Annotated in this window: 16 protein-coding genes; 5 read left to right on the top strand and 11 right to left on the bottom strand. The window is 61.8% G+C overall.

The window, feature by feature from the left end:
- Nucleotides 1-532: 532 nt before the first annotated feature.
- The 5 genes from ACVW0Y_RS02355 to ACVW0Y_RS02335 form a co-directional block, all read right to left on the bottom strand.
- On the bottom strand, nucleotides 533-955 hold the full coding sequence (locus tag ACVW0Y_RS02355; protein ID WP_457435805.1) for a group I truncated hemoglobin: 423 nt from the start codon (nucleotides 953-955) through the stop codon (nucleotides 533-535).
- Between the two features lie 2 nt (nucleotides 956-957).
- Nucleotides 958-1,818 carry a DUF3034 family protein gene (locus tag ACVW0Y_RS02350; RefSeq protein ID WP_457435803.1) on the bottom strand — a complete coding sequence of 287 codons (861 nt, stop codon included), beginning with the start codon at nucleotides 1,816-1,818 and terminating at the stop codon, nucleotides 958-960.
- Between the two features lie 67 nt (nucleotides 1,819-1,885).
- Nucleotides 1,886-4,258, bottom strand: coding sequence for a putative bifunctional diguanylate cyclase/phosphodiesterase (locus tag ACVW0Y_RS02345; protein ID WP_457435801.1), 2,373 nt, complete (start codon nucleotides 4,256-4,258; stop codon nucleotides 1,886-1,888).
- Entirely contained in the window at nucleotides 4,242-4,937 is a 696-nt protein-coding gene (locus ACVW0Y_RS02340; protein ID WP_457435800.1) for a methylamine utilization protein, read from the bottom strand. The genes ACVW0Y_RS02345 and ACVW0Y_RS02340 overlap by 17 nt, the downstream gene beginning before the upstream one ends.
- A gap of 233 nt (nucleotides 4,938-5,170) precedes the next feature.
- Entirely contained in the window at nucleotides 5,171-5,923 is a 753-nt protein-coding gene (locus tag ACVW0Y_RS02335; protein ID WP_457435835.1) for a helix-turn-helix domain-containing protein, read from the bottom strand.
- A gap of 259 nt (nucleotides 5,924-6,182) precedes the next feature.
- Between ACVW0Y_RS02335 and lon the strand changes: the two genes are divergently transcribed.
- The 5 genes from lon (at nucleotide 6,183) to cmoB (ending at nucleotide 11,739) form a co-directional block, all read left to right on the top strand.
- Entirely contained in the window at nucleotides 6,183-8,588 is a 2,406-nt protein-coding gene (gene lon / locus ACVW0Y_RS02330; RefSeq protein WP_457435799.1) for an endopeptidase La, read from the top strand.
- Nucleotides 8,589-8,745: 157 nt separating this feature from the next.
- Complete coding sequence (locus ACVW0Y_RS02325; RefSeq protein WP_457435797.1) at nucleotides 8,746-9,144, top strand: protease inhibitor I42 family protein; 399 nt, start codon at nucleotides 8,746-8,748, stop codon at nucleotides 9,142-9,144.
- 187 nt (nucleotides 9,145-9,331) lie between these two features.
- On the top strand, nucleotides 9,332-10,009 hold the full coding sequence (locus ACVW0Y_RS02320) for a lysoplasmalogenase (RefSeq protein ID WP_457435795.1): 678 nt from the start codon (nucleotides 9,332-9,334) through the stop codon (nucleotides 10,007-10,009).
- A gap of 33 nt (nucleotides 10,010-10,042) precedes the next feature.
- Nucleotides 10,043-10,786 carry a carboxy-S-adenosyl-L-methionine synthase CmoA gene (gene cmoA / locus ACVW0Y_RS02315; protein WP_457435793.1) on the top strand — a complete coding sequence of 248 codons (744 nt, stop codon included), beginning with the start codon at nucleotides 10,043-10,045 and terminating at the stop codon, nucleotides 10,784-10,786.
- Nucleotides 10,783-11,739 (top strand): tRNA 5-methoxyuridine(34)/uridine 5-oxyacetic acid(34) synthase CmoB, encoded by a 957-nt coding sequence (cmoB, locus tag ACVW0Y_RS02310; protein WP_457435791.1) that lies wholly within the window; start codon nucleotides 10,783-10,785, stop codon nucleotides 11,737-11,739. The genes cmoA and cmoB overlap by 4 nt, the downstream gene beginning before the upstream one ends.
- 112 nt (nucleotides 11,740-11,851) lie before the next feature.
- Here cmoB and pdxJ read toward each other — a convergent pair whose 3' ends face one another.
- From pdxJ to lepB, 6 genes are all read right to left on the bottom strand, one after another.
- On the bottom strand, nucleotides 11,852-12,595 hold the full coding sequence (pdxJ, locus tag ACVW0Y_RS02305) for a pyridoxine 5'-phosphate synthase (protein ID WP_457435789.1): 744 nt from the start codon (nucleotides 12,593-12,595) through the stop codon (nucleotides 11,852-11,854).
- On the bottom strand, nucleotides 12,588-13,286 hold the full coding sequence (gene recO / locus ACVW0Y_RS02300) for a DNA repair protein RecO (protein ID WP_457435788.1): 699 nt from the start codon (nucleotides 13,284-13,286) through the stop codon (nucleotides 12,588-12,590). Before recO ends, pdxJ begins: the two co-directional genes overlap by 8 nt.
- Nucleotides 13,287-13,301: 15 nt before the next feature.
- Nucleotides 13,302-14,204 (bottom strand): GTPase Era, encoded by a 903-nt coding sequence (gene era, locus ACVW0Y_RS02295; RefSeq protein ID WP_457435787.1) that lies wholly within the window; start codon nucleotides 14,202-14,204, stop codon nucleotides 13,302-13,304.
- Complete coding sequence (rnc, locus tag ACVW0Y_RS02290) at nucleotides 14,197-14,886, bottom strand: ribonuclease III (RefSeq protein ID WP_457435784.1); 690 nt, start codon at nucleotides 14,884-14,886, stop codon at nucleotides 14,197-14,199. Before rnc ends, era begins: the two co-directional genes overlap by 8 nt.
- Nucleotides 14,883-15,260 carry a DUF4845 domain-containing protein gene (locus ACVW0Y_RS02285; RefSeq protein ID WP_457435783.1) on the bottom strand — a complete coding sequence of 126 codons (378 nt, stop codon included), beginning with the start codon at nucleotides 15,258-15,260 and terminating at the stop codon, nucleotides 14,883-14,885. The genes rnc and ACVW0Y_RS02285 overlap by 4 nt, the downstream gene beginning before the upstream one ends.
- A gap of 96 nt (nucleotides 15,261-15,356) precedes the next feature.
- Complete coding sequence (gene lepB / locus ACVW0Y_RS02280; RefSeq protein WP_457435781.1) at nucleotides 15,357-16,211, bottom strand: signal peptidase I; 855 nt, start codon at nucleotides 16,209-16,211, stop codon at nucleotides 15,357-15,359.
- Nucleotides 16,212-16,215: the final 4 nt, after the last annotated feature.

Here is a 16,215-nt window from a genome sequence, read left to right as displayed (position 1 = left end):
ATAGACGTACAAACCTGCGTCGATCCATCACCCCGCCCTAGACCGACTCCTGGAAGAACCTGCTTGGCGGACCACTGGATTCCGTGCTTCGCCGGGATGACGGTGATAGACGTACAAACCTGCGTCGATCCATCACCCCGCCCTAGACCGACTCCTGGAAGAACCTGCTTGGCGGACCACTGGATTCCGTGCTTCGCCGGAATGACGGTGTTAAACGCACAAACCTGCGTCGATCCATCACCCCCGCCCTAGACCGACTCCTGGAAGAACCTGCTTGGCGGACCACTGGATTCCGTGCTTCGCCGGAATGACGGTGATAGACGTACAAACCTCCGTCGTCCCAGCGCAGGCTGGGACCCAGAATCCCGTGGCGTGCGTCGGTGCTTGAACTGCCCCCCATCACCGGCGGCAATCGAACTCGTAGGTTGGGTCGATCCGCGTTCGGTGAGCGCAGCGCAGCGAAGCCCAACGCAAGCGACCACCGTAATTAGGCACATTGGGCTTCGCCGTTGGCTCAGCCCAACCTACGTGTCTACTTTTCGATCACCTGCCCACGCATCGGTGCCAACCGCGCCAGCAGGCGGTTCTGCGCCGGTTGCGGTACGCCTTCGGCGGCCATGGCGTCCTGCAGATCTTCGACCAGGGCGTTGAAGTCGCTGCGGGTAAGGTGCTGGCCCTTGTGGCTTTCTTCCATGCTGTCGCCGGTGTAGGTGCAGGGCCCGCCGGCTTCGACACAGAACTGTTCCACCAACTTGTCACGCAGGCGCTCGATATCGATATTGACGAAGTGCTCGACGATGCGCGGGTCTTTGGCGATGTTCAGCAACATGCCCTCAACGATGCGAGTGATGCCCTCGCGCTCGCCCAGGTCGCGGTACAGGCTGTCATCCTTGGGCGGTTGCTGGGCGCAGGCGGCCAAACCCATTACCAGCAGCAGGCTGATCAACAAGCGCATGTTCAGAAACTCCCCTGAAGGGACAGGTAGGCACCGTCCTGGTTGTCCAGAGTGGCGATTTCACCCAGGCGGGCGTAGGCCAGCACCACGGAAAGGTGTTTGTTGGGAAAGTAGCCGATAAACACATCCGCCCAATCGCTTTCACCGGCGAAGTTGAGGTTGTCCGGTTTTTCCCGGTACTCCACGCCCATGGCCCAGCGCGGGTTGAACAGCACCGCCAGTGAGCCTTCCTTGAGCACGCTGCGCTCGTCGCGACGGTCGCCACCAAAACCGAGCAGGCCCAGTTCATTGGCACGGCTGTAGCGCAGGCCGCCGTTGACCAGCAGGTTGTAGCCAAAGGCGCCACCAAGGAACAGGCGACTGGCGGTGATATAGCCCTCGGTATCTTCGTCGCGCTGGGCACCCACCAGGCTGGGGATAAGAAAATCTTTTTGGCGTTTGTGTTCGATACCCAGGGACACCTGGGGCAGCTGGTCGTAGATCAGGTCGCCGAACAGACGCAGCTTGAGGCCGAAGATATCCTGGCTCAGGGTGGTTTCCGGCAGATTCAGATCGCGGGCCAGGGTGCCGAGGTCGAAGCGTTGACGGGCGTAGGACAGCTCGATGCGATTGCCGAAGGACACCGCGCCGCCGGCCACGTCGAGGCGGTAGTCGCCGGTTTCCACGCGGGTGACAAAGGCAGTGCCGCCCCACTCGCTTTGCTCGCCATAACCAGCCAGTACCGCCCAGGGCGTGATGCCGCCGCCCGCCGCGCCGTCGATGCTGCTGGCACCACCGGTGGCCAGCAGGCGGCCGTTGTCGGCCAGGGCGGCAGCGCTGGCGAGGCTGAGGCCGAGGGTTAGCGCGCCAAGGGTTTTCTTCATGCGTTCTTCCCTATTTCTGCCGTAGGTTGGGTTAAGCGAAGCGAAGCCCAACCTACGACCGCGTTTTTTAATGCACCATCGCCAGCCCGGCTCGCAGCGGCTGGCCGACCCAGGCTTCGAAGGCGCTGGCGGTCAGCGGCCGACTGATCAGGTAACCTTGGGCGGTGTCGCACTGCCATTTCTCCAGCAGGCGCAGGCTGCGCTCGAACTCCACGCCCTCGGCCACTACTTTCAGGCCCAGGCTGTGGCTCATCTCGATGGTGGAGCGCACGATCACCGAGTCTTCGCTGGCATCGTCCAGGTCTCGGACAAAGGATTGGTCGATCTTCAGTTCCTGCACCGGCATGCGTTTGAGCTGGGCCAGGGATGAATAACCGGTGCCGAAATCATCCACCGACAGGCTGATGCCGCAGTCGCGCAGGCTGTGCAGCACCTTGAGCGCGGTTTCCGGGTTCTGCATCACGGCGCTTTCGGTGATTTCGAAAATCAGTTGTTCGGCGGGCACCGCGTATTGGGTCAGCAGGCGGCTGACGCGCGTAGGCAGGCCGATATCGTGCAGGTCTTCGGCGGAGATATTCAGCGACATCAATACCCGCAACCCCCGTTGGTTCCACTCACGCAGCTGGCGCAGCACCTCTTCGATCACCCAGGCGGTGAGGCTCTGAATGCTGCCGGTGCGTTCGGCCAAGGGGATGAATTCGCCGGGCGAAACCATGCCGTACTGTGGGTGTTGCCAGCGCAACAGCGCTTCGGCCTGGCGCACGTGGCCTTCGTTGATGTTCAGTTTGGGTTGATAGTGCAGCACCAGCTCGTTGCCTTCGGCAGCGCGACGCAAGTCGCGGATCAGGTTGATCTGCCGTTCGTGGTCGTCCTCGCGGCCCTGCTGGTACAGCTGCAAGCGCCCAGGCGTCTGCGCCGCGTCACGCATCGCCAGGTTGGCGCGGCGCAGCAGCTCGTCCGGGGTGGCACCATCTTGCGGGTAGGCGGCAATGCCGATGCTGCAGTCCAGAGCGATGTCCTGAGTGCCGACGCGCAGGGGCTTGATCAGCAGTTGCTGCAGTTGGTCAGCGGTGGCCACCGCGCCGTCGCGGTCACTGCCATCGAGCATCACCAGAAACTCGTCGGCAAACAGCCGCGCCAGGCTGTCACCGGGGCGCAGTATCGCCTGCAGCCGGCGGCTGACCTGCTGCAGCGCCAGGTCACCGCCACCGGGGCCGCAGGTTTCATTCACCGAACGGAAGTTACCGATGCCCAGGTTAAGCACCGCCATCGGCCGCTCGGCCATGATCGAACTGCCCAGGCGTTCCACCGCCAGGGTACGATTGGGCAAACCGGTGAGGCCATCGTGCAGGGCGTTGTACGCCAGTTGTCGCTCGCGTTCGGCGAGGTCGGTTTGCATTTTTTGAAAGGTTTTGGCCAGCACGCCGAGTTCGTCGCTGCGTTGCAACTCGATGCTGCCCTGATAATCGCCCTGCCCCACCCGCTCGGCCACACGCGCCAGCTCGCGCACCGGCCGGGAAATGCTGCGGGCCAGCAACAGCGCGCCGCCCAGGGAGGCGACCAAGGCACACAGGGCAATCAGCAATACGCGTTGGTCCAGGGGTTTGAAGGCCACCAGCGCCTCTTCGAGGGAGCTGTGCAAAAAGGCTTGCACCTGGTAATCCGCGCCATTGGCCAGGACCAGTTGCTCGTTCAGGTAGCGCTTTCCGGAAAACTCGAACTCCTTGAGCGTGGTGGTGCGCTCAAGCTGCAGGTTGGCCGCCATCATTTCCGATTCCTGGTCGGCGCTGAGGGTGCTGATCAGGCGGCCAGGGCTGTTGTTTTCGATGGCCAGAAACGACACGTCGAGGTTGGTTAGTGAGCGCAGTTCGTTGGCCAGCGCCTCGTCCATGCGAAAGCCCATGACCACCCGGGCAATCGGGAGCGGTGCCAGTACCTGAGTCTCCACCAGCAGGTGCGGCTCGTGGTTGATCGACACGATCAACGCCGATTGGCCCGAGCGCCGCGCTTCGGCCAACTCGCCCGCGTAGCGCAATGGGGTGCCCGCCTTGAAGGTGTCTTGGCCTTGGCTTGGCGCGCTGCTGTCGGCAGTGGCGGTGATGCTGCCATCCAGGCCGAGCAGCAGTACTTCGGTGGCCTCTATGCGTTTGCCATGGTTGGCCAGCACCGAGCTGATGGTGGCGGTGTCGCCGCTGGCGACCGCGTCTTTAAAGCCGAAATCCGAGGACAACACCTGCACCGCATCGCTGATCTGCCGGCTGCGCACGTCAAGCAGGCGCTCGAAAACCCGCACACCCACCTCCAGCTGTGCGCTGGCCTGTTTTTTCACTGCGTCGGCGGTCGCCACTTTTATCGCGAAGTACAGGCTGCCGATCACCACCAACAACAGCAGGATCAGGACGCCGGTAATGCGCGACTGGAAACTATTGCTTGGTTTCACTCGCGGCCTTCTTGAATGCGTCGCCAAAGGCTGATGGTTTGGGTTGGTACTTTTCTGCCCGCTCTTCGGCGTCGTCGGTGACAGTGATGGTGTATTGCTGGGCGCTGCCCTGCTCGCCCAGGGTCAGCTCAGGCGCTTTTTGCGGCAGCAGATCGGGGGTTTTCGGGTGCCAGAGGGTGACGCTGTAGCGGCCTGCGGGCAGTTCCAGCCTGGCCACACCGCTGGCATCGCTGGTGGCGAACCAGGGGTCGTCGGTGACGTAGATATAGCCCACCATCCAGTCGTGGATATTGCAGCCCAGCACCACTACGCCGGGTTTGTCGAAGGTGATCGGCTCGGAGGGCGTGCCTTCGTACAGGCGCAGTTCGAAGCGCTTGACCGGGGAAAAGGAGTAAACGTGGTGGCGGATATTGTCGCTGTTGGGGAAGGTGACTTGGGTGCTGGTATGCACGGCCAACACCTGGGGTGAAAACTGCTTTTGCACCTGGTCCATGATCGCCGTCTGCGCAGGAAGCTCCCCGCCGATGGGGCCTTGCAAGGTGATCACCGCCCCTTCTATGGGCTTGCCCTGAGCGTCGAGCATTTTCGCCTGCAAGGGCGCGGCACCCACCGAGCAACTGGTGAACACCACGCAGACCGCGAGACTGAGGAGCAAACGCAGGTGAAGCCATCCAGGCATATCAACGACCTTGTCGGGTGCAGGAAAACGCTGGTTCGAAGTGCTGAACAGAGACTCGGTCAAGCCAAATACCCGCCCTTGCTTGGCAGACTAGCGGATTGACCAGCGATATTCAGCAGAAAATATGGCATGTAGCCATCACCGCTCTGTCGCATTCGAAAACTGGCGGTTCAGGGGAAATATAGTCGGGAAATACCCAAGGCCCAGTCTCAAGGCTGAGACAGCGCCGGGGGTTACTGCACGCCGCGTAAACGCTTTGGGGTCAGCCCGAGGTAGCGGCGCATGGCGGTGGTCAGCGCGCTCTGGCTGGAGAAGCCACATTCTTCGGCGATGCGAATCAGCGGCAGGGCGCTTTCGCGCAGCAACCGGGAGGCGCGGTCGAGGCGGATTTTCAGCAGGTATTGATGGGGGGTCAGGCCCAGGCTGTCTTTGAATTGAGCATGGAAATGGCTGGGGCTCAGGCACGCCACCTGGGCCAGTTCGGCAACGCTGATACGCCGGGCCAGGTGCTGATCGATATAGGCATCCAGACGCTCGACATTCAATGGCCCCAACGACCGTGGGTGGCGCTCGCCAAACAGACGTACATGCAAGGCGCGCAGCAGCACACCGCTAAGGGAGCGCGCCAGTTGCGTGTCGCTGCCATAGCGTGCCAGTTCGGCGCCGGCATAGCTGAGCAGGTTCTGGAAATCGGCATCCAGCGCCGGGTAACGCGGCATATCGAATAGCCGGGCGAGCAGCTCGAGGTCGTCGGCCGAACTATCCTGCTCATCCAGGTCGATGATCAGCATGCGGTTGTCGCCGACCCCGGCGAACTGATGTTCAGCATCGCCGGGCACCAGGCAGGCGCGCATACGACACACCTCGCCACCCCGGCCGTTGACCTCGAACTCCGCACGGCCAGCCAGCGACAGCACCAGCTGATGGTGATCGTGGGCGTGTTCGTGGGTTTGGTCGTCGAGGCGTAACAGGCGGGCTTCAAGCATGGCGGCAAGGGGGTAAAAAAGAGCGCGCATGGTACGTGAACGACCGGTCATTTCCCAGCCAAGGCCGACGGGCGTGCGCCATTTCCGTGCATTCCACCAACTTTGTAGGAACGGCTTCAGCCGCGATGCTTTTTACCCGTTCCAGAGCATCGCGGCTGAAGCCGCTCCTACAGGGCTGGGAGCCAGACCACGAGATTGCCATTGAATTGTTTGCCCACCCGACCCATCTACCTAACCACGTAGTGATCACAGGTGCCGCATGAACGACCACGTTACCGATATCGACGACGAAGACGCGCTGACGCCCGAGGGCCTGCACCTTCCCCACGCCCTGGCGCTGCCCAATCAGCGGCCGCCGGAACGCTTGTATGTCATCCCCATTCACAACCGCCCGTTCTTCCCGGCCCAGGTGTTGCCGGTGATCGTCAACGAAGAGCATTGGGCGGAAACCCTCGAGCTGGTGGCCAAGACCGAGCACCACAGCCTGGCATTGTTCTATGTCGATCAGCCGGTGACCGACCCGCGCCATTTCAATACCGACAGCCTTCCCGAGCACGGCACCCTGGTGAAAATCCATCAGGCCAGCCGGGTCGACGGCAAGCTGCAGTTTGTCGCCCAGGGCCTGCAACGGGTGAAGATCCGTGGCTGGCTGAAACGCCATCGCCCGCCCTACCTGGCAGAGGTCGAATACCCGCCGAGTGCCGACGACAAGCGCGATGAGGTCAAGGCCTATGGCATGGCGCTGATCAATGCGATCAAGGAGCTGCTGCCGCTCAACCCGCTGTATAGCGAAGAGCTGAAGAACTACCTGAACCGTTTCAGCCCCAACCAGCCCTCGCCCTTGACCGACTTCGCCGCCGCCCTCACCACCGCCGCGCCAAAAGAGCTGCAAGAGGTGCTGGACACCGTGCCAGTGCTGCAGCGCATGGAAAAAGTGCTGCCCATGCTGCGCAAGGAAGTGGAAGTGGCGCGCCTGCAGAGCGAGCTGTCGGCGGAAGTGAATCGCACCATTGGCGAACACCAGCGCGAGTTCTTTCTCAAGGAGCAGCTCAAGGTCATCCAGCAGGAGCTGGGCCTGACCAAGGACGACCGCAGCGCCGACATCGAACAATTCGAGCAGCGCCTGGAGGGCAAGACCCTGCCCGAGCAGGCGAAAAAACGCATCGATGAAGAGCTGAACAAGCTGTCGATTCTGGAAACCGGCTCGCCGGAATATGCCGTCACCCGCAACTATCTGGACTGGGCCACCCTGATTCCCTGGGGCGTGCACGGCAAGGACAAGCTCGATCTGCAACATGCCCAGCGTGTGCTGGATGAACAGCACGCCGGGCTCGACGATATCAAGGAGCGGATTCTCGAGTTCCTCGCCGTCGGTGCCTTCAAAGGCGAGATTTCCGGTTCCATCGTGCTGTTGGTGGGACCGCCCGGGGTGGGCAAAACCAGCATCGGCAAGTCGATTGCCGAAACCCTGGGGCGGCCGTTCTACCGCTTCAGTGTGGGCGGCATGCGCGATGAAGCAGAGATCAAGGGCCATCGCCGCACCTATATCGGCGCACTGCCCGGCAAGCTGGTGCAGGCACTGAAGGAAACCGAGGTGATGAACCCGGTGATCATGCTCGATGAAATCGACAAGCTCGGTGCCAGCCACCAGGGCGACCCGGCCTCGGCGCTGCTGGAAACCCTCGATCCGGAGCAGAACGCCGAATTCCTCGACCATTACCTGGACCTGCGCCTGGACCTGTCCAAGGTGCTGTTCGTGTGCACCGCCAACACCCTGGATTCGATTCCCGGGCCGCTGCTGGACCGCATGGAAGTGATTCGTCTGGCCGGCTATATCGCCGAAGAGAAATTCGCCATCGCCAAACGCCACCTGTGGCCCAAGCAACTGGAAAAAGCCGGCGTGCCCAAACAGCGCCTGAGCATTAGCGATACGGCGTTGAAAGCCATTATCGAGGGCTATGCCCGCGAAGCCGGCGTGCGCCAGTTGGAAAAACAGCTGGGCAAAGTAGTGCGCAAGGCCGTGGTGAAACTGCTGGGCGATCCGGCCAGCAAACTGAAAATCGGCCCCAAGGATCTGGAAGCCTACCTGGGTATGCCATTGTTCCGCCGTGAGCAATTGCTTTGCGGGGTCGGCGTGATCACCGGCCTGGCCTGGACCAGCATGGGCGGTGCCACCCTGCCCATCGAAGCCACACGCATCCACACCCTCAACCGCGGCTTCAAGCTGACCGGGCAACTGGGTGAGGTGATGAAGGAATCGGCCGAGATCGCCTACAGCTACGTCAGTTCGCACCTGAAGGAATTCCGCGGCGACCCGACCTTCTTCGACCAGGCCTTCGTGCACCTGCATGTGCCGGAAGGCGCAACGCCCAAAGACGGCCCCAGCGCCGGCGTGACCATGGCCAGCGCCTTGCTCTCCCTGGCGCGCAATCAGGAGCCGAAAAAAGGCGTGGCCATGACTGGGGAACTGACCCTGACCGGGCATGTGCTGCCGATTGGCGGGGTGCGGGAGAAAGTGATCGCGGCGCGGCGGCAGAAAATCTACGAACTGATCCTGCCCGAAGCCAACCGTGGCGACTTCACCGAATTGCCGGAGTACCTCAAAGAAGGCATCACCGTGCACTTCGCCAGACGCTTCAGTGATGTCGCCAAGGTGTTGTTTTAAGGACTCGCACTCCCCGTAGGAGCGGCTTCAACCGCGATGCCCTTGAGATCAAAAGCATCGCGGTGGAGCCGCTCCTACGGGGATTTTCGTATCCGACAAATGCCCGGTTTGGCGCTATGCTTGCGGCCATTCGTCGCCCTTTGGACAGGAAGGTTTTATGACCGCTGCTCGCCTGCTACTCCCCGTTGGCTTCGCCCTGCTGGCCGCCTGCGCCCAGCAACCCAGCAAAGATGTGGCCGTGCAGGTCGAGAATTCCGGCGATTGCCCGGCCGTCTTGCACACCGGCCAGCAATTGATCGTGACCCTGAGCAGTAACCCCACCACCGGCTTTCGCTGGCAGACCAAGGATGCCGCCAGCAGTGTGCTGCGGGTGCTCAGCCCGGAGGTCTACAGCAATCCTGAAGATGCCGGCATAGTCGGTGGTGCGGGTATATCCACCTGGCGTTTCCAGGCCAGCGCGCCCGGTACCGGTGAGCTGTTGATGGCTTACCACCGCCCCTGGGAGCCGGAAGTGGCCCCGGCGGAAGTGTTCGATTGCGCGATTACGGTTAAATAACCAACCCCTCAATTGCGTAGGAGCGGCTTTAGCCGCGATGTTCTTGATCGCAAGCATCGCGGCTGAAGCCGCTCCTACGGGTTGGCTAAGCGGCGCAATAAGTGCCTAGCGCTGACGCATTACGCCTGGGGTTTGCCCCGTAGCCTGGGCATAGTCGCCTACACAACAACCACAACAAGGACTGTGTATGCGCTGGTTCGCTCTCGCCCTGCTGGGCACCCTGACCTACCTCTACGGCTTGTTCGCCGCTCTGCCCCTGCTCTGCCTGCTGGCCAAACCGCTACCGGTGCTGGCGCTGTTGGGCTGGCTGCGGGGTGCCGAACCCGGCCCCTATCGACGCTGGATCGCCATCGGCCTGCTGTTCTCACTGGCCGGCGACATGCTGCTGCAGTGGTCGCCCGAGCTATTCGTGTTTGGCCTGGGAGCATTTCTGCTCGGCCATCTGGCCTATCTGCTGGCCTATCTCGGCGACAACCGCGCCTTCGCGCCGTTGGCCTTGCTGCTGGCCCTGGTCGCCGGCGGCAGCATGTTCGCCACCCTGGCCAGTGCTGGCCTTGGCGCTTTGCTGATTCCAGTGGCGCTATATGCCCTGGCCATCAGCGCCATGCTCTGGCGAGCGCTGGCGCGCACCGCTAACCACCGGATCAGCCGGCAATCGGCGTACTTGGCCGCCATCGGCGCAGCGCTGTTTGTGCTGTCGGACAGCCTGATCGGCATCCACCGCTTTGTCACCCCGTTTGCCGGTGCCCACTACGCCATCATCCTCACTTACTGGCTGGGCCAATGGGGCATTACCGCCTCGGCACTGCAGCGCCACGCAACCGTTGAGAAGGATGGGTATGGCAGCGCGGCCACAGCTGGTTAAAATGGCGCCCTTTTTGAGCCAAGCGTAACCACCGTGAGCCAGGAATCCGACCGTCTTTTCGCCGTGCCTTTGCCGACCGTGCCCGACTTCACCTTCAACGAAGCCGTGGCGCGGGTGTTTCCGGACATGATCAAACGCTCGGTGCCAGGCTACCCGACCATCGTCGAAAACATCGGCGTACTGGCGGCGCAATTCGCCCAGCCGCACAGCGTGCTCTACGACCTGGGTTCGTCCCTGGGCGCGGTGACCCAGGCCCTGCGCCGTCATGTGAGCTGCAGCGACTGCCGAGTGATCGCGGTGGATAACTCCAGCGCCATGGTCGAGCGCTGCAGCGAATACCTGCATGCCCAGGATTCGATGTTCCAGGAGCTGCTGCCGGTAGAAGTGGTCGAGGCCGATATTCTCGGCCTGCAGCTGCAGCCAACGTCCCTGGTGGCGCTGAACTTCACCCTGCAATTTATCCAGCCCGAACAGCGTCTGCAGTTGCTCAGCCAGATTCGTCAGGCCCTGCTGCCGGGCGGCGCACTGATTCTGTCGGAAAAGCTGCGCTTCGATGACGAGCAGGAGCAGGAACTGCTCACCGACCTGCATGTGGCGTTCAAACGCGCCAACGGCTACAGCGAGCTGGAAATCGCCCAGAAGCGCAACGCCATCGAAAACGTGATGAAACCCGACAGTCTCGAACAACATCGCGAACGCTTGCTGGCCGCCGGCTTCAGCAAAGTGGTGCCGTGGTTCCAGTGCCTGAACTTCGCCTCGCTGATTGCCCTGCCATGATTGACCTCAGCCCTCTGGTCCGCCATCTGGCGGGCACGCCCCTGGCCAACTGGGCCAACACCCTGCAAGCGCAGCTTGATACCAAGATGGACAAGGGCCACGGCGATCTGGAGCGCTGGCAAGGTGCGCTGGATGCCCTGCCGGCCCTGCTGCCGAGCACCGTCGACCTGCAGAACGGCTTGCTGCTGGATAGCGACTGCGACGATGCCACTCGCGTACAGATGCGCCAGGCGCTGATGGGCCTGGTGCCCTGGCGCAAGGGCCCGTTCGATCTGTTTGGCGTGCATGTCGATACCGAATGGCGCTCGGACTGGAAGTGGTCGCGGGTTTCACCCCATCTGGACCTGCGCGGCAAGCGCGTGCTGGATGTCGGTTGCGGCAACGGTTACTACCAGTGGCGCATGCTCGGTGCCGGTGCCGACAGCGTGATCGGCATCGATCCCAACTGGCTGTTCTTCTGCCAGTTCCAGGCCGTGCAGCGCTACCTGCCGGAACTGCGCGCCTGGCATCTGCCCTTTGCCCTGGAAGACCTGCCCGCCGGCCTTGAAGGCTTCGACACGGTGTTTTCCATGGGTGTGTTCTACCACCGCCGCTCGCCCATCGAGCATCTGCTGGCGCTCAAGGATTGCCTGGTGAAAGGTGGCGAGTTGGTGCTGGAAACCCTGGTGATCGAAGGCGACGTCAATCAGGTGCTGGTGCCCGAAGACCGCTATGCGCAGATGCGCAACGTATGGTTCCTGCCGTCGGTGCCGGCCCTGGAGTTGTGGCTACGCCGCGCCGGGTTTACCGATGTGCGCTGCGTGGACGTCAGCGTGACCAGCGTGGAAGAACAGCGCAGTACCGAGTGGATGCGCTATCAATCGTTAAGCCACTTCCTCGACCCCGACGACCACAGCAAAACCGTGGAAGGTTTGCCGGCACCGATGCGGGCGGTGATTACCGCCCGCAAGTAGGTCGATGCCCCTGCAAAAATCTCGCGGCTAAAGCCCCTCCCACAGGAAATTGCATATCCCTGTGGGAGGGGCTTTAGCCGCGATGCTTTTGATCTAGGCCGGTCCGACTTACTTAGCGATGCGCCGCTGCCACAATCAATTGCTTCATCTCCGCCACTGCCGACTTAAAGCCTACGAACAACGCATGCGCCACCAGCGCATGGCCGATGTTCAGTTCGTTGACGCCTTTGATCGCCGCCACCGCCTCAACGTTGTGGTAGTGCAGGCCGTGCCCGGCATTAACGATCAGCCCCTGGGCCAGACCAAAGGCCACACCATCGGCAATGCGCTTCAGCTCTTCAGCCGTTTCGCTCGGGGTATGGGCGTCGGCGTAACGGCCAGTGTGCAGTTCAATGGCCGGGGCACCGACACGGCGCGAGGCTTCGATCTGGCGCTCGTCGGCATCGATAAACAACGACACTTCACAGCCCAGACGCGCCAGGCGCTCAACCGCCGCCTTGATCCGCGCTTCTTGCCCGGCTACATCCAACCCACCCTCGGTGGTCAGCTCCTGGCGGGTTTCCGGTACCAGGCAGATATGCGCCGGGCGGATGCGTTCGGCGAAGCTCAGCATCTCTTCGGTGACGCCCATCTCGAAGTTCATCCGCGTCTGCAATACGTCCTTGAGCAGCAGCACATCGCGCTCTTGAATGTGCCGGCGATCTTCACGCAGGTGCACGGTGATGCCATCGGCACCGGCTTCTTCGGCGTCCAGCGCGGCTTTTACCGGGTCGGGATAGCGGGTGCCACGGGCCTGACGCAGGGTGGCGACATGGTCGATATTCACGCCCAACAGAATGCGATTGGCGTCAGTCACGGGGTGGCTCCTTCAAGGTCATAAACAGTTCGCGGCTGACCAGCGGTCGACCGCCTAAGTGGGGGGCCAGGGCCTGGCGCATCAGGCGTTTGGCCGCAGCCAAAGCGCCCGGCGCGGTCCAGTCGGCCTCGGCCATGGCAAGCAATTCGGCACCTTGGAACAGGCCCGGCTGCAACAGGTGCACCGGCTCCAGGCCTGAGTCCGGCAGCAAACGGTACAACTGGCCGACCACGACCGGCTGGCCGTGCAGGTCCTCGGCAAGGGCAAAACCATAGCCCAGTTCGTCCAGCAGGCGCCATTCGAATGCACGCAGCAACGGTTCCAGCGCACGGCCAGCGGCCAACGCTTCGAGTGTGGCGGCGTAGGTGTCGAACAAGACGGGATGGGGATCTTCGGCGGGCAGCAGGCGCAGGATCAGCTCGTTCAGGTACAGCCCGCTGAACAGCGCCTCACCATGCAGCCAACGGGGAATGCCGGCCGCTTCCAGACGGCCAACATTCTTCAGCTCGCCCCGTCCGCGAAATTCCACTTCCACCGGCACGAACGGTCGCGCCAGGGTGCCGGCTTTGCCACGGGCACCGCGCAACACCGCGCGCAGACGGCCTTGGGGGGTAAGGAAATCGACCAGCGCGCTGCTTTCGCGGTAGGCCCGGCTATGCAGGATAAAAGCCGGCTGCGCGCTGTTTTGCATGGGGAGCTCGGGGGCTTAGAGGTCGGCGTAACCCAGGGAACGCAGGGCGCGCTCGTCATCGGACCAGCCACCTTTGACCTTGACCCAGAGATTGAGCATGACCTTGGAGTCGAACAGCACTTCCATGTCTTTGCGCGCATCCATGCCGATGCGTTTGATCCGCTCACCCTTGTCGCCAATGATGATTTTCTTCTGGCCGTCACGCTCCACCAGAATCAGGGCATGGATATGCAGGGTTTTGCCCTGCTGCTTGAACTCTTCGATCTCGACGGTGATCTGGTAAGGCAGCTCGGCACCGAGCTGGCGCATGATCTTTTCGCGTACCAGTTCAGCGGCCAGAAAGCGGCTGCTGCGGTCGGTGATCTGGTCTTCCGGGAAGAAGTGCTCGTTTTCCGGCAGGTGCTTGTTGATCAAGCCTTCCAGGGCATCGAGGTTGTGCCCGTGCTGCGCGGAGATCGGCACGATTTCGGCGTTGGGCAGCTGGGTTTGCAGCCACTCCAGGTGCGGCATCAACTCGGACTTGTCTTCGATCCGGTCGGTTTTGTTGATCGCCAGAATCACCGGACCCTGCACGTACTGCACACGTTCGAGGACCATCTGGTCTTCGTCGGTCCAGCGGGTGCGCTCAACCACAAAGATCACCACGTCGACGTCCTTGAGGGCCGCCGAAGCCGTTTTGTTCATATAGCGGTTAAGCGCTTTCTCGCCGTTCTTGTGCATGCCGGGGGTGTCGACGTAGATGGCCTGGATCGGCCCTTCGGTCTTGATACCGAGCATGTTGTGACGGGTGGTCTGCGGCTTGCGCGAGGTGATCGCCAGCTTCTGGCCGAGGATGTGGTTGAGCAGCGTCGACTTGCCCACGTTGGGGCGGCCGACGATGGCGACATAGCCACAGCGTGTTGCGGTTGAATCAGTCATGGCCATTCTCCACGCCAAGGGCGATCAAGGCAGCTGCGGCAGCCACCTGTTCGGCGATGCGCCGACTGGCACCCTGCCCTATGGTCTTGTCATTCAGTAAGGTGATCTGGCACTCGACGACAAACATCCGGCAGTGCGGCTCGCCCTGGATATCCACCACTTCGTAGCGCGGCAATTCGCAGCCACGCGACTGCAGAAACTCCTGCAGGCGGGTTTTCGGATCTTTGTTGGTGTCCACCAAGGTCAGACCGTCCAGTTCCGAGCTTAGCCATGCCAGCACCCGCTCGCGCGCCGCTTCCATGCCGGCATCCAGATAAATCGCGCCGATCAGGGCTTCCAGGGCATCGGCAAGAATCGATTCACGGCGAAAACCACCGCTCTTCAATTCACCGGAACCCAGACGCAGGTATTCGCCCAGATCAAAACCGCGGGCCAGAACGGCCAGGGTCTCACCTTTCACCAGCCGTGCGCGCAAACGCGACAACTGGCCTTCGCGCGCCTGCGGGAAGCGCTCGAACAGGGCTTCACCCGCGACGAAGTTGAGAATGGCATCACCGAGGAACTCCAGGCGCTCGTTGTTGCGCCCGGCAAAGCTGCGGTGAGTGAGGGCCAGGATCATCAGATCCTGGTCTTTGAAGCTGTAACCGAGCTGACGCTCTAGACGACCTAATGCAGCACTCACGGCATACGCACGCGATATTCTTTGTCGAAACGCGCGACGAGGTCGAGGTTCTGGATCAGCGGTTCACGGGTTTCGTATTTCAGGTGGACGCGGAACTCGTTGTTATCCAGCTTCACTTCCAGGGCTTTGTCCAGATCGATGCCGGTGATGGCGTTGATGGTCATGGACTTGCGAACGTGCTCATAGAACTCGGGAACGCTACGTACATCGGCAACCTTGTCGGTTTCAACGCCGGTGATGGATTTTTCCAGCGCCGCGTTATCCATGTAGTGAGGGAAGATCTTGAACGCAGCGCTGGCGAAGAACGCCACCACAGCAGCAGTGATCATCCACCCCAGCATCGACATACCCTTTTGCGAACGCGCAAATGTCATGTTTGACCTCAGTGTCAGTGTTTTTTATGAAAGTCCAAGCCTCTGCGGGCCTGACTATATATAGCGTGCGGCGCTGGTTTTAGCAGCGCCGACGGATCAGTGAATCAGGCCTACCCGTGACAGAGTCGGCCAATTGCGCATTTTCGGGTCGGCCCAGCTCAACCACACGGCAAAGGCTTTGCCGACGATATTCTTGTCCGGCACCATGCCCAGCAGCTCTTTTGGAATCTTCGGATCGTTCCAGTAGCGGCTGTCGTTGGAGTTGTCGCGGTTGTCGCCCATCATGAAGTAGTGCCCGGCTGGCACTGTCCACTCGTTGCCGGGATCGGCGCGGTAGCGGCTCATTTCGATGCGGATCAGGTGTTCGACGGCACCCAGTTTTTCCTGGTACAGCGTGGCGCTGCCCAAGGAGCCCGGCTCTTCGCCCAGCAGCTTCTTGGCCACCGACTCACCGTTGACGAACAATTGCTTGTCGGCGGTGTAGCGGATCTTGTCGCCCGGCAGGCCAACTACACGCTTGATGTAGTTGATGGTCGGCTCGCTCGGGTAACGGAACACCATCACGTCGCCGCGTTGCGGGTCGCCCACCTCGATCACTTTGGTGTCCAGCACCGGCAGGCGAATGCCGTAGGCAAACTTGTTGACCAGAATGAAGTCGCCTACTTCCAGGGTCGGCTTCATCGAGCCCGAAGGGATCTGAAAGGGCTCGACCAGAAACGAGCGCAGCACCAGCACGATCGCCAGCACCGGGAAGAACGACTTGCCGTACTCCACCAGCAACGGCTCGCGGTTCAGCTGATCGACAACCGCCTGATCAGCCTCGCTGACCTGCCCGGTATAGGCCACCACGGCGGCGCGACGGCGCGGTGCCAGCAATACCAGGTCGAGCAAGGCAAGCACGCCGCAGACAGCCACGGCGATCACCAACAACAGCGGAAAATTGAACGACATAGGG

It is taken from the genome of Pseudomonas sp. TE3786, assembly GCF_054057335.1.
This window is presented reverse-complemented; position numbering and strand designations above follow the sequence as displayed.

What these genes read in the sequence shown, in the direction of transcription:
- ACVW0Y_RS02355 (WP_457435805.1), bottom strand. Translation starts at nt 955, where the DNA reads ATGCGCTTGTTGATCAGCCTGCTGCTGGTAATGGGTTTGGCCGCCTGC.
- ACVW0Y_RS02350 (WP_457435803.1), bottom strand. Translation starts at nt 1,818, where the DNA reads ATGAAGAAAACCCTTGGCGCGCTAACCCTCGGCCTCAGCCTCGCCAGC.
- ACVW0Y_RS02340 (WP_457435800.1), bottom strand. Translation starts at nt 4,937, where the DNA reads ATGCCTGGATGGCTTCACCTGCGTTTGCTCCTCAGTCTCGCGGTCTGC.
- ACVW0Y_RS02335 (WP_457435835.1), bottom strand. Translation starts at nt 5,923, where the DNA reads ATGCTTGAAGCCCGCCTGTTACGCCTCGACGACCAAACCCACGAACAC.
- lon (WP_457435799.1), top strand. Translation starts at nt 6,183, where the DNA reads ATGAACGACCACGTTACCGATATCGACGACGAAGACGCGCTGACGCCC.
- ACVW0Y_RS02325 (WP_457435797.1), top strand. Translation starts at nt 8,746, where the DNA reads ATGACCGCTGCTCGCCTGCTACTCCCCGTTGGCTTCGCCCTGCTGGCC.
- ACVW0Y_RS02320 (WP_457435795.1), top strand. Translation starts at nt 9,332, where the DNA reads ATGCGCTGGTTCGCTCTCGCCCTGCTGGGCACCCTGACCTACCTCTAC.
- cmoB (WP_457435791.1), top strand. Translation starts at nt 10,783, where the DNA reads ATGATTGACCTCAGCCCTCTGGTCCGCCATCTGGCGGGCACGCCCCTG.
- recO (WP_457435788.1), bottom strand. Translation starts at nt 13,286, where the DNA reads ATGCAAAACAGCGCGCAGCCGGCTTTTATCCTGCATAGCCGGGCCTAC.
- era (WP_457435787.1), bottom strand. Translation starts at nt 14,204, where the DNA reads ATGACTGATTCAACCGCAACACGCTGTGGCTATGTCGCCATCGTCGGC.
- ACVW0Y_RS02285 (WP_457435783.1), bottom strand. Translation starts at nt 15,260, where the DNA reads ATGACATTTGCGCGTTCGCAAAAGGGTATGTCGATGCTGGGGTGGATG.
- lepB (WP_457435781.1), bottom strand. Translation starts at nt 16,211, where the DNA reads ATGTCGTTCAATTTTCCGCTGTTGTTGGTGATCGCCGTGGCTGTCTGC.